Consider the following 13,719-nt stretch of genomic DNA (forward strand, 5'->3'; position numbering starts at 1 on the left):
GGTGTATCTATGAAGTTGTTGATGAATTATCCGGCCTCCTGGTGGAAATCGATGTGGCGAGAAGCGCTTCCATCTGGGAATGGCGTCGTAGGTGCTGCGGTATACGGAGCTGTACATGAAGAAACGGTGATGTTGACTCACGCTGATTTATGGAGGGGAGGACAATCTCCGGAGATGCCGAATGTCAGTGATTGGGTATCAGAAGTACGCAGTCTACTCCTTGCTGGCGAAGCAGATAAGGCAGACCGTGTCTTGGCGAATGCACTTCTAGAAAAAGGTTACCAGCCTCGAATGGCATGGCCATTGCCGCTTGGCGATTTGAAGCTAACGATGGCAACCCGCCAAGCGTTCAAAAATTATCGCCGGACATTAGATATGGCTACGGGCGAAGTTGCGGTCTCCTGGATCGATGGGGGGACGACTTTTGAGCGGAAGTTGTTCGTATCGCGGACGCGTGACATGGTTGTATGTGAGATTCGGGCTGAAGGAACGGATTTACTTGAAGCGGAGCTTACCTTCGATTTGCATCATCGAGGGGATGTCCGAAGACCTAATGTGGTTTTTCCAGAGGGGGTAGAAGTTCGCACGGAGGGAAGATTTCTGTTTTATGCCGCCAAAAATGATGATGGAACAGACTTTGGAGCTGTGCTGTGCGTAACTTTACAGGATGGCACAATCGAGAGCCTAGGCGGTGCGAAAATAGGAATATCTCAAGCATCACAGGCGATGATTCGTATCATCCCTTTTGTTAAAGAAGAGCGGACTGCTGCCTGGGCGCGGATCAAGCAGGAGCTGGAAGGCATTCCTTCACAATATGCTGTTTTGCTGGACGAGCATGTGAAGGTACATAAGGAACTTTTTCAATCTATGCGGCTAGATTTACATGCAGATACAGAGAACACGAGCAATGAAGAGCTGCTGCTGCAGGCTTACCAAGGGGAGGCGCCTTTGGAGTTGATCGAGAAAATGTGGGCTTACGGCCGATATCTCCTGATCTCGAGCTCAAGGCCAGCCAGCAATCCTTGTCATTTATACGGACTGTGGTGCGGTGAGTATGAAGGCTTGTGGGCGTTCCACATGGTGAATGAAAACCTGCAAATGATCTATTGGCAAGCTCTCTCAGGGAACATGCCTGAGCTTCTGCTTTCTGTATTTCACTACGTTGAGAGTCAAATGGATGATTACCGTGAGAATGCCCGACGATTGTATGGCTGTCGAGGAATTTATATACCTGCCCCAACCGCGCCGGGATCTGGATTGTTAAAGCACGTATACCCCCATATTATTCATTGGACGGGCGGAGCCGGATGGGTTGCTCAGCATTATTACAACTATTTCCTTCATACGCAAGACGAACATTTTTTACGTCAGAAGGCACTTCCTTTTCTGCGAGAGGTTGCTTTATTTTATGAAGACTTTTTTACTTTGGGAGAGGATGGCTATTATGTTAGTAGTCCCTCAAACTCCCCAGAGAACACCCCCGGCAACTACTGGGAAGGTCAGGGAACAGGGGCGGAAATGCAAACGACGATGAACGCCACATTGGATTTTGCCATAGCCAAAGAAGTGATAAATAATCTCATAAAGGGAGCAAGCCTGACAGGTACATATGCCGAGGAGATACTAGAATGGCAAATCATGTTGGATCGGATCCCACCGTACCAGATCAATGAGGATGGTGCAGTACGGGAGTGGATGCATCCATTTTACGAAGATAACTACCATCATCGACACCAGTCCCACTTGTATCCGGTATTTCCTGGAACTGAAGTAACTCCAGAGAGCGATCCTGCTTTATTCGAGGCTTTTGTTATGGCAGTCCGCAAACGGCTGGTTGTTGGACTCAATGAGCAAACCGGCTGGTCACTCGCACATATGGCCAACATATACGCTAGGTTAAGAATGGGGGATTCCGCCTTAGAATGTCTGGATATTTTGAGTCGTTCCAGCATTATGAATAATTTGTTCACAACTTGCAACGATTGGCGGGGGATGGGAATTGGCATCGGTATGGAACATGCGCCATTCCAAATTGACGCGAATATGGGGTGGACAGCTGCCATTCAAGAGATGCTGATGTTTTCTCAGCCTGGTCGTATTGATCTACTGCCTGCGCTGCCGCAAAAGTGGCGGAAAGGTGCAGTTGGCCCGATGCTGGCTCAAGGCGCCGTCGAAGTTACCTGCGAATGGGATCAGGACAGCCATACGGTGAACGTCAGCCTACGATCTCGACATCAAGATCAATCCGTTGAACTCGTGCTTCCGCATCCGATAAGGTTCATCAACAACCATGAGCGTAAGGAGAGCAAGCGTATAGATTTACAATTGGATGCTGGACGTAAGGTTGACTTGAAAGTTCAGATGTAGAAAGTTAAATAGGAGGTGTTCACTCAATTAGGTGAACACCTCTTTAGGCATCAGATGGGCAGTCTTATTGATGAATTCTTACTGACACGTAAACGATGTGATATCCCTTAAATCAACGGAGTATACATTCCATCTTCCTCCGAAAAACCGGTATCCCAATACATTGCTACCTCCGATATAAGACAAATAGAACCAGAAGTTGTCTCCATTTCTAAGCCAAAGGTATGTGTAATGTTCCACACAATTACAGAGGCCTCTAGGATCTACAGCGTAGGTGGACTGTTGCGGCACATAGTTGGGCGGAGGCGATGAGGGAGGGCTTGGCATATAGGCCATTATCAAGTTCACTCCTTATTTTTCTTTGAACTTCTCCCTCAATATATGCCTAGAATCAGCAGTTGGGTTGGATGTTTGCCTATGGTGATCATCTACGTAAACTATAATCTACGTTCGATCACGGACATGTTTTCGCCACTCACTTGGCGAGCTTCCTATTAACTTCTTGAAAACGGTCGTGAAATGCTGACTCGTCTTAAAACCAAGTTCCATGGCGATGTCGGTAATCAACCTATCGGTCTTTAGTAATGTGCAAGCATGCTCCATTCGGATGCGCTCCATATAGGCGACGGGGGCTTGTCCATAGAGCTCGTAAAACAATTTATAGAAATGCGAGACGCTCACTCCGACGGAGTGGGCCATTTTTTCAATGGAATACCTCGCTTCAGGGTTGCGCTCGAATTCTTTGACTTGGGATGCAATAGATTGCTTGAGATCCGGGTCAATCGGTTTGGCTGCTGGCTGTTGCAGCATGCCGAGCAAGATGTCTAGTACTTGATGACGAGCGAAAAGTTGTTTGTTCAGCATATCGCTCTCTATGGTCGTCTTTAGGCGCGTGAACTGCTCCGAGACGCTCGATCTGGCAGGGAAAATTCGCGGCAACTGCTGCAAGCGGTCAGCCACAAAGGCAACATCATCTTGGTCCAAACGAAGCCAAGCGGATCCCTTTGAAGGGGCCTTCAGGACGAACCACCAAATTCGACTTGGTTCCAAATGGTCAAACCGTGCTCGATGCAGCTCTCCTGGTCGCGTGTAAAACCATTGTCCAGCGTTAACGGGGTAGTATTCGCCGCCAATTTCCCAAGTGATGTTCCCGTTGACAACATAAACGAACTCGTAACTTTGGTCGTGGCTATGAAGGGGGATGGGGTGGGCTTCTGCGAGCTTCTGATATCCAAGCTGTAGAAGCTCGGGAACTCCAGCTATAAGGCCGCTCTCATCCTCTGCCAGATATACCCAACGCATTGAAGCTGATCCGAATCTCTTCATTGTTAGTGCCACATCTCCTCTTGTTTTCATTATTCCTATGTGTCTGATTTTATTTAATGAAATCCTGGAAGTCAAACAAATATGAATTATCTTACAATGAAGTCATAACAATTCGACAAACAAGACTTGGAGTGATGATCGTGAGCGTACCGAGAGAAAGAGATTACAGCATACTAGGCCCTGAGCGGGAGAAAGCCATTCAGAAGGGTCTTGTATCCGCCGAGTGGTATCAATGCCCGATTCCGAGGAAGCGTCTAAAGGAACTGATGACTAGACGAGATGCTCCTGCCTTAAGAGATACGCTGATCTGGATCTTGATTCAGATCGCGACAGGTTATGCCGCTTATTTGGCATGGGGAACATGGTGGAGCATTCCGGCCTTCGCAATATATGGCGCGATTTATTGTACGGCAGCAGTTTCCAAATGGCATGAATTCAGCCACGGAACTCCGTTCCGAACGGCCTGGCTGAACGAGGCAATGTACCAGGTGTGCTCCTTCCTTACGTTGGAGCAGGCAACGAACTTTCGTTGGACGCATACCCGCCATCATACGGATACAATTGTCGTCGGAAGCGACCCGGAAATATTCGCACCGCGTCCACCAAAATGGCGGCGACTGCTGCAATGGGTTATTCGGGACAATGTGCTGATTCCTACGATTGTAAGATTGGTTACCCACTCTTGCGGCCTACTTAACGCTGTTGAAAGAGAGCTTATTCCGCAGATTCAGCACAACAAGCTGTTTTGGGAAGCGCGAATTTTCCTAATTGGCTATGGCGGATTGATTGCTTCTTGCTTCTATTTGCATAGCATTCTGCCACTCATGTTCATCGGATTGCCTGCCATTTACGGCTTCTACCTGAATGCATTTCTGATTGCCACGCAGCATGTTGGACTGTACGAGGATAAGCTGGATCATCGAATTTGCGCACGGACATTTTATACGAATCCGATCTTGAGGTTCTTCTATACGAACATGAACTATCATATGGAGCATCATATGTTTCCGCTGGTTCCTTACTACAATTTGCCTGCGCTGCATGAGGAGATTAAGCATGACTGTCCCGCTGCGGCGTCAAGCTTTCCAAGTGCCGTTCGTGAAGTGCTAATTGCTGTCAAACGGTTGAAAAAGGATGTTACGTACGTCGTTCCGCGCTATGGCGAATTTGCTGGGAAAATGGATAGCAGCGAATACTCGGGAGATGTACCTCGTATTGTCGTCTAAGAGACTGGGCGAGGTACGCTACGAATAAAGGAGAGTAAAGTCCATGAATCTTATTGGGAATTGGATTGAAGTATGCGAAATGGATGATATTGACGAAGAAGACGTTATCCGATTCGATTATGGAGACCGGACATTCGCCGTATATCGCTCGGCTGATAGCGAATATTACGCGACTGACGGTTACTGCACACACGGGAAATTTCATTTAGCGAATGGACTTGTAATGGGCAATATGATTGAATGCCCGAAGCATAATGGACGATTCGATTATACGAGCGGTGCTGCGAAGCGAGCTCCAGTGTGCGTTGCGCTCAAGACCTATCAAGTAAAGATTGAAAACGATAAAGTATACATTCAGATTGAGTAGGTGAGTCACTGTTTGAAGATCAAGCAGTCGAAAACCCATAAAGGAGCATATACATGGAAATAGCAAAAATCAAGATTGCATTAATTGGTGCCGGCATGCGTGGATTGAATTATATCAATTATGTTCACAAACATCGGATGGAGGCGGAGCTTGTTGCCGTCGCCGATCCGAATCAAGCACGCAGGAACAAAGTGCGGGAAATGTTTGAACTAGATGAAACAGTATGCTTTGAAAGCTGGGAGGAATTGCTTGCAGGACCCAAGCGTGCTGATGCCGTTTTTATCTGCACACAGGACCAGCTGCATGTTGCTCCGACACTTCGCGCACTGGAAGCGGGCTACCATGTCATGCTGGAAAAACCGATGGCTACCGATCCTGGTGATTGTGTACAAGTGGTACAAGCTGCTGACAAGTATGAACGGATGCTGGTGATTTGTCATGTGCTCCGGTACACGCCATTTTTCCAGACGCTTAAACGTCTATTAGATGAAAATGCAATCGGAGAACTCGTCACGGTTCAGCATAACGAGAATGTTGGTTTCTTACACCAAGCGCATAGTTACGTAAGAGGTAATTGGAGTGTGACAGCGAATTCGAGCCCTATGATTCTATCCAAGTCTTCTCACGATCTTGATATTATTTCCTGGCTTATTGGGGCAGAATGCGTAAATCTATCATCCTTTGGTTCATTGTCGTATTTTAAAGCGAAGAACGCACCGGCGGGGGCAACTGAACGCTGCTTGGATGGGTGTCCAGCGGCAGACGAATGTGAATATTATGCACCTAATCAGTATTTAACAGAAAACTTAAAATGGTGGTCCTATGCGATCTCGGATGATTGGAGCTACGAGGGAAGATTGAAGGCTTTGCAGGAGGGGCCATACGGCCGATGTGTGTTCCACTGCGATAATGATGTAGTCGACCACCAAGTCGTGAACATGGAATTTGCGAATGATGTAACGGCTTCCTTCATAATGAGCGCCTTTACGAATGAGATTAGTCGAACGATCAAGCTGATGGGCACCAAGGGTGAGATACGGGCGGCGATGGAAAAAGATGAAATTGAAATTCACCGGTTCGATACCGGATTCAAAGAAACGATTACGCTCAATAAATCAGACGGCCATATCGGGCATGGCGGCGGCGACGGAGGGATTGTCAAAGACTTTCTTAAGCTGCTGAGAACGGATGCTAGCAGCAGTCTCACCTCAGCAGAGGTTTCCTTGCAAAGTCATTTGATGGCGTTCGCCGCCGAGAATTCACGTTTGACGAAGCAAGTCGTTAATTTGCGGGATTATCGTCGGCAGATTGAAGATAAGCTTTCGGAATAATACCTTGCCATCCAACAATGAATAAGAGGACATCTTCCCTAACAGGTTGATGTCTTTTTTGAATGGATAAGTTAGTAGGGCTATCTGCCTAAACATCTAATTTCTCTCCATATTTCATCTGTTTCTATGCCATACAGCGAATTAATCTGATCTCTTATAATCAAATTAAAGATAAAGAGATGGAGAGATGCCGATATGAAAGCGATATCAGTGGAGGTTCCGAAGGAAGAAGCTGTGGTTAGGAAGGCTTCGAGCGGATTGCGGAAGCGATTGTGGGATGCTAGGTATTTGTATATCCTTGTGCTCCCAGCCATGTTGTATTTTATACTAGTTCAATATGTTCCCATGTACGGGGTCATATTGGCTTTTAAGCATTATAGCTTTAAGGGCGGAATAACCGGGAGCCCATGGACTGGACTAGATAACTTTCAAGAAATGTTCCGGTTGCCTGAGTTTATGAAAGTTTTAAAAAACACATTTATAATCGCTTTCGGAAGATTGATTTTCGAATTTCCAGTACCCATCATCATGGCACTGTTGATTAATGAAGTGGTATCGAAGAAGCTGAAACGATTCTACCAAACCGTCTACACATTCCCTCATTTCCTGTCATGGGTTATTATTTCAGGCATCATGATGAATTTCTTAAGCGATATGGGGGTATTGAACCAGATTTTCCAAGCCATCGGGCTGGATAAGCAGCAATGGTTACTAGATGTAGGTAAATTCAAAGGATTCCTATTCGGATCGAACATATGGAAGGAAATGGGCTGGGGGACGATTCTATATCTCGCTACAATGGCTGGAATAAATCCTGAATTGTATGAAGCAGCAAGTATAGACGGCGCGAATCGCTGGCATCGTATGAAGGCGATTACATGGCCGGCGCTGCAAGGTACGGTGCTTATCCTTCTCATTCTGGCGCTTGGTAATATTATGGGCGGAGCAGGCTTTGATCAAATTTACAATATGGATAATGCAGCTGTACGGGAAAGTTCGGAAGTGCTTGATACTTATATTTACCGTGCGACATTCTTCCTAGGACTTGATTTTGGGTTTACCACTGCAGTTGGGGTATTTAAGTCGGGAGTCAATGCTGCAATGCTGTTAATTGCCCACTATATTGTGAAATCTAGAGGACACGGGGGGTTATTCTAATGCGGCACAAACTTAATGTAGTTGATTATGGGATTCATGCCATATTGATTGTGGCAGCGCTGATTATGATTGTTCCCTTCTATAATGTGGTGCTGCAGTCGCTTGCCACGCCGGCGGCGATTGCAAAGCAACCGATCTATCTAATTCCAACAACAATTAACTTTACTTCATTCAAGGTCATATTTGAAAATAAAGCAATTTGGTCGGCCATTCGCATTTCTTCCTTTGTTACGATTGTGGGTATGCTAATTAATATGATCATTACAACTTGCGGTGCCTATGCCTTAACGAAGAAGCATATGCCCGGTCAAAAGCTGTTCATAGGTTTGGTTATATTCCAAATGCTTTTTCACGGCGGGCTTATTCCGACATACTTGACGATGAAGAATTACGGTCTCTTGAACAGTTTACTCGCTATGATCATACCAATTGCGGTGAATACGTATTATCTCATCATCATGATGAGTTATTTTAGAACGATTCCGGATGCTCTCGAGGAATCAGCCAAAATTGATGGCGCAAATGATATTCAGATATTATCTCGTATTGTGCTTCCGATCTCCATGCCTACGCTTGCTACAATATGTTTATTTTACTCGGTCGAGCGCTGGAATGAATGGTATAATGCCATGATTTATTTAAAGGATTCATCCAAGTTTCCACTGCAACTGTACTTAAGAGAAATGCTTGCAAGTGCTAGTGTACTCGCTAACTCTGACCTAGCTGCTACGGAAATTTCCGATCATGCAGCCATTTATACCAATGGCTTAAAAATGGCAATGGTGGTTGTAACGACCTTACCGATTTTACTCGTATATCCGTGGCTTCAGAAGTATTTTACTGCCGGCGTTATGATTGGCTCCGTTAAGGAGTAAACACTTTTGTTTTTGAGACGTATGTCTTAAAATATAATATGAGAAATGGAAGGGGATTTTCAAATGAAAGAGACACAAAAGAAATCACTCCTTAAGATTGTAACGACCGCATCTGTCATGACGTTATCAGCTTCCCTATTAGCTGCTTGTGGGAACGGAAGCGATAAAGATGCTGCATCATCGCCAAGTGCAACAGCTTCAGTAAGCGCTTCACCAGCAACTAATGCTTCAACGGCAGCACCAACCCTTTCATCAGATAAGCACTATGACATCACGTTTGGTTCGATCGATGTTGACAAAGCCTTGGCGGAAGCAGATAAAGATGCGATGCTTCAGCAGGTTCAAAAAGCAGTAAACATTACATTAAAGCCACAGGGCTTTAGCGCTGATAGTGTTAACGAAAAGGTTAAGCTTTGGGCGGCTTCTGGACAATTGCCAGATTTGTTGACCTATGAACTAACTAATGGGCCTACTGCATCCCAATGGATTCAGCAAGGGCTAGTCAGAGAAATTCCTGAGAAACTGTATAGCAAATATCCGAACTTAAACAAACTTATGAATTCACCTGAAGTTCAGGCAACGAAAGTGAATGGGAAATTTTACGGACTTCCTCGTCTTTCGAAGTTTTCGCCGGATGAGTGGGCGCTTGATCGCGGATATGTGGTTCGTAAGGATTGGATGGATAAGTTAGGGATCAAGACACCTAAAACGTTTGATGAATATCTGGCTATGTTCAAGGCATTTGCCGAGAAAGACCCGGACGGCAACGCCAAGAATGATACGATTGGACTCACGACAAACTTTCTTGATGTTCTGACGACAACGATAAAATTAGGCAGTGCCGTTCCGAACCTTGGTGGATGGATGCAAGAAGATGGTAAATGGATGTACTCGTGGGCTTCCAAAGGCATGGGCGATTATGTGACGAAATACCGTAAGCTGTATGCGGAAGGCGCACTGGATAAAGACTTTGCTCTTCTCAAAGTCGGTGAAGGCGGCGATAAGTTCGCTCAAGGAATGGTAGGTGCTCTAAATATACAAATCTCCGAAGGCTCTCTAAAAGGACTTAAAGATAAATGGGATAAATTCCCGCATGATAAACCGATGGAAGATTCAATCGCAATCCTGCCTGGTTGGACTGCTCCGGACAACAATCTCTACCGCTTCTACGGAGGTTCTTTCTTTAATATCAATTATGTAAACACGAGTGTCGATGACGCTAAGTTGGATGCTATCTTGAGACTAAATGAGTATAACTTGTCTGAGAAAGGGAAAGAATTGTTCAACTATGGCATTGAAGGTACGGATTTCAAGAAAGAGAACAATCAAATTGTTCCACTGCAAAAAATTGCATACAAAAGTACTGGTGCGTTCTTTTACTTGAACGGAGTAAGCCTGGGAATTAATGGTTCGAAAGATGTAAGGAAATTAAACATTCCTGCGAAGTTTGTCGATATGTCATCCCAAATGTACGACGATTTACTTAAAAATGCAAAACCGATTCCAATCAACTTTGCCGTGGAAGGTATTAATTCACCTTTAAAAGCTAAAGTAGGAACACTTAAATGGGGAGAAGCACTGATCAAAGTTGTACTTGGCAAAGATGATCCTGTAAAAATGTGGCAAGAACAGATCGCTCAGTTTGATCAGAAAGTGATTAATGACGCAATTACAGAAGTCAACGATATTGCTGCAAAACAAGGTATTAAATAATTCAGTTAACCTATGCCCATCAAGCGATGGGCATAGGTTTATTCGTTTCTTGAATCTTGGTATACTTGGTCTGGGGGTGGAAGTATGTACCGGGCATTTAAGAAGTGGGGAATTAAGACGCAATTGATGATCTTAATCCTAGTTTCGACTGTATTTATTATGTTGACGCAAGCATTTAGCTACTGGCAGATGTCGGAAACGATTTCGGCAAGAAATGACGAATATTTAAACGAACTATTGGTTAATGTCAGCAAAACCATAGAAAATAATTTTAATGCTGTAAACCGAATTATGACTTCGACAGCGTATAATGACTTGGTACAACGATACTTGATGGAAGAAGATCCTACGAATCGATTTCTGCTGAATCAGAGTATGGTGTCCACATTAGAAAATGTGAAACCATTAAATCGAAGTATTGTTGACTTTGTGCTTATCGGGAAATTTGGAAACGATTACAACGTGGGGTATGATCCTTCTACACGCGCAGCTTTTCAAGCTATCATCAATCGCGTTTCCGATAAGCCCAATCAAGTTGCATTTCGTGGCATCAACAACCTTTATTTTAAGCAGAGTACGGCTAATTATGTGGTTGCAGAACTTCCAATTCGAGGCGTCAATTCCGGTTTGGGATATGGTCTGGAGATCGGACATCTATTTATTCTGTTGGATACTCAAACGATTATACCGCAGATTGAGTCGAATAGAACGGCTGGTATGTACTATGTGCTTGATACGGACGATGTTGTCATTTCTAGCAATAATCAATTGGGTATCGGCAAGAAATGGGAAGATATATCGGTACATAATTCGGTCGTTCGTACGAAAGATATTCCTGATTTTGGATTCAAACTAGTAAGCGTAATTCCGAATTCAGAACTGTATAGAGGGATGGGGCAGCTACGTCTTATTACCGCCGTGCTTGTCGGAATTATGATTATTCTCATGTATGGCACGTATTTGGCGATCGGAAACAATATTATGCAGCCTATTAAAACATTTGTGAAGTATGTAAATAATATCAAAAGTAAAAATGAAGATATACTGAAGGATCAGGAAAATCTGCAACTGGAAGGTTACGCCGAAATTGGTCTAATGGCGACTAAATTCAATCAATTAATGAATGAAAAGAATGAACTGACCCAGCATGTGCTTCAAACCAATTCACGCATCTATGAGTTAGAACTTTTGAAAAAGCAGGCGGAGCTTGCCTATTTAAATAGCCAGATCAACCCGCACTTTCTATATAATACGTTAGAATGCATACAAGGTATTGCCTCAGTTAAAGGTGTTCATGAAATACAACGGATGACAGCGGCTTTAAGCCAAATTTTCCGGTACAGCATTAAAGGGGAAGAGACGGTAAGTTTAAGCGAAGAATTACGGATTGTGAAGCATTACATCTCCATACAACTTGTTCGTTTTCAAAATCGATTTGACGTTCACTATGATATTCCGGAACAATTGCTTTCATTTCCTGTGAAAAAAATGATTTTGCAGCCGATCGTCGAGAATGCGATCTTTCATGGCATTGAGATGAAATCGACGAAGGGTAATTTATGGATTGAGGCTAAACGAAACCCATATGGCGACGTAGAAATTCTTATTAAAGACGATGGCGTAGGCATTCGTACAGAACGATTGCACGAGCTGAAACAACGATTAAACATTGGATCGGATGAGGAATTAAGCGGGATGTTGGTGGGCAACAAGCAACGAATTGGGATTTCGAATGTTAATCAACGACTAAAGGTTGAGTACGGCTTTGAGTACGGTATAACGATACACAGTACGGAGCACGAAGGCACCAAAGTTCTACTAACATTGCCTCAGGAGAGTGTGAGAGATGAACGTATTTTTAGTTGACGACGAGTATTGGACGCTGCAGAGTATTAAGGCTAAAATTGACTGGTCGCACTATGGCATGACTGTGATTGGTGAAGCTTACAATGGCAACGATGGATTGCGTGAAATCATAGAAAAAAAACCTGATCTTGTTTTCACCGATATACGCATGCCTGGTATGGATGGGTTGGAGTTGATCGAGAAAGTCCGCAAAGCTGGCCTGGAAAACCAATTCATTATTATTAGCGGACATTCCGAATTTGCCTACGCTCAGAAAGCTCTGCACCTTGGGGCTGAAGGATATATTCTCAAATCATTTGATGAAGAAGAGATAAGCCCTGTATTGGTAGCGGCGATTAAACGGTGGAAAAATAGAAAAGAAGCGGATGCATCGCAGTTGATGGGATTGGTTCTCAGCCGAACATCCGAAGCGAATGAAGAAATCGTCCGAATTTTAAGCAGATCTGGGTTAATGATGAACGAAGACACTAAACTTTGCGTTGTGATCATTCGCAGTGAAGATAAACGACTGACGTCGGGAGCACATCATACGAACGTTGTTCAGATCCGCACAGGCAAATTTACTTCTGCTTATGTCATGTCAGTGGATTCGTTGGATCATTTCGTATCTCAATTGCCAAATGGTTCGAAGGGGATAGGGGTTTCCAAACCTTTCACGAATGTGAATGACTTGGCTGATGCAATTCAAACTGCAACGGAGCAATCCTGCGACCCCTTCCTAACTGGGCGAAATGGGGAGATGCTGCCATCAGCCAACTCCGATGCTTCTTTACAAGAGCTGATTATGAAGCTGTATGAGGCGATCCGATTAAAGAATATGCCGGAGATTTCCATTTGTTTGGATGACATACAGCATAAGGCGGCGCTACGGAAGCTTACGATTAGAGATGCTTATCGATTCTATAACGCGATGATGTCGTTTGTCTATCAGTATGATGAGGATGAAGAGCCATATCTGCACTCTTATGAAGCGCTTATGGAGATGTATCCAACTGTTGAAGCCATGCTTGCATCGATTAAATCGTTGATTGTGCAAAAGCTGGAATGGGAAAGCTCTTCCCGTCCTGACACAGTGGATTCCCGTGAGACTACCTCCAAATTTGTGAACTGGATCAAGGAACGATACTATGAAAATTTAACGATTCACCATCTTGCAGAGCAGTTTAGTTTTAATCCTAACTATGTGAGTCAACTGTTTCAGAAGCAACTGCAAACGACTTTCACGAAATATTTGCTGCAAATAAGGCTAGATCGGGCATGTCTGCTCTTGAAAGAAACGGAGCTCACTGTCAGTGAAGTGGCGGAGAAGGTGGGATATAGTGATTATTTTTACTTTGCCAAAATATTTAAAAAGTCATTTAATCTGACGCCGACACAGTTCCGTTCCAATCATTATCAATGATGAAAAGTATCAGACCTAACGGTTATCCATATCTGAACCTAACGACTATCCATACCTAAAAATGGAGAAGTCGTTTATTTTTTATATA

Annotated in this window: 10 protein-coding genes; 9 read left to right on the plus strand and 1 reads right to left on the minus strand. The window is 44.2% G+C overall.

The genetic code is table 11. The features are described from left to right. Window positions 1–9: 9 nt before the first annotated feature. A complete protein-coding gene (locus tag A8709_RS09305; protein ID WP_065852083.1) occupies window positions 10–2,367 on the plus strand; it encodes a glycosyl hydrolase family 95 catalytic domain-containing protein in 2,358 nt (785 codons plus the stop codon). A gap of 444 nt (window positions 2,368–2,811) precedes the next feature. On the opposite strand, the gene A8709_RS09310 is transcribed toward A8709_RS09305, so the two are convergent. Next, window positions 2,812–3,693, minus strand: coding sequence for an AraC family transcriptional regulator (locus tag A8709_RS09310; protein WP_065852084.1), 882 nt, complete (start codon window positions 3,691–3,693; stop codon window positions 2,812–2,814). A gap of 140 nt (window positions 3,694–3,833) precedes the next feature. On the opposite strand from A8709_RS09310, the gene A8709_RS09315 reads away from it, so the two are divergent. The 8 genes from A8709_RS09315 to A8709_RS09350 all read left to right on the plus strand — a co-directional run bounded on the left by A8709_RS09315 (window position 3,834) and on the right by A8709_RS09350 (window position 13,631). After that, entirely contained in the window at window positions 3,834–4,919 is a 1,086-nt protein-coding gene (locus tag A8709_RS09315; protein ID WP_065852085.1) for a fatty acid desaturase, read from the plus strand. A 43-nt stretch (window positions 4,920–4,962) separates the two neighbouring features. Beyond that, on the plus strand, window positions 4,963–5,286 hold the full coding sequence (locus A8709_RS09320) for a MocE family 2Fe-2S type ferredoxin (RefSeq protein WP_065852086.1): 324 nt from the start codon (window positions 4,963–4,965) through the stop codon (window positions 5,284–5,286). A gap of 53 nt (window positions 5,287–5,339) precedes the next feature. Next, window positions 5,340–6,617: a Gfo/Idh/MocA family protein gene (locus A8709_RS09325; protein WP_341833418.1), complete on the plus strand. Its 1,278-nt coding sequence runs from the start codon at window positions 5,340–5,342 to the stop codon at window positions 6,615–6,617. Between the two features lie 195 nt (window positions 6,618–6,812). Then, window positions 6,813–7,775 (plus strand): ABC transporter permease, encoded by a 963-nt coding sequence (locus tag A8709_RS09330; RefSeq protein ID WP_065852087.1) that lies wholly within the window; start codon window positions 6,813–6,815, stop codon window positions 7,773–7,775. Then, window positions 7,775–8,650: a carbohydrate ABC transporter permease gene (locus tag A8709_RS09335; protein ID WP_065852088.1), complete on the plus strand. Its 876-nt coding sequence runs from the start codon at window positions 7,775–7,777 to the stop codon at window positions 8,648–8,650. The genes A8709_RS09330 and A8709_RS09335 overlap by 1 nt, the downstream gene beginning before the upstream one ends. A 63-nt stretch (window positions 8,651–8,713) precedes the next feature. After that, window positions 8,714–10,363: an extracellular solute-binding protein gene (locus A8709_RS09340; protein WP_065852089.1), complete on the plus strand. Its 1,650-nt coding sequence runs from the start codon at window positions 8,714–8,716 to the stop codon at window positions 10,361–10,363. Between the two features lie 84 nt (window positions 10,364–10,447). Next, window positions 10,448–12,229 carry a sensor histidine kinase gene (locus A8709_RS09345; RefSeq protein WP_065852090.1) on the plus strand — a complete coding sequence of 594 codons (1,782 nt, stop codon included), beginning with the start codon at window positions 10,448–10,450 and terminating at the stop codon, window positions 12,227–12,229. Beyond that, window positions 12,210–13,631: a response regulator transcription factor gene (locus A8709_RS09350; RefSeq protein WP_065852091.1), complete on the plus strand. Its 1,422-nt coding sequence runs from the start codon at window positions 12,210–12,212 to the stop codon at window positions 13,629–13,631. Before A8709_RS09345 ends, A8709_RS09350 begins: the two co-directional genes overlap by 20 nt. Window positions 13,632–13,719: the final 88 nt, after the last annotated feature.

Origin of the sequence: Paenibacillus pectinilyticus (assembly GCF_001700435.1) — a bacterium.
Classification (GTDB): Bacteria; Bacillota; Bacilli; order Paenibacillales; family NBRC-103111; genus Paenibacillus_E; species Paenibacillus_E pectinilyticus.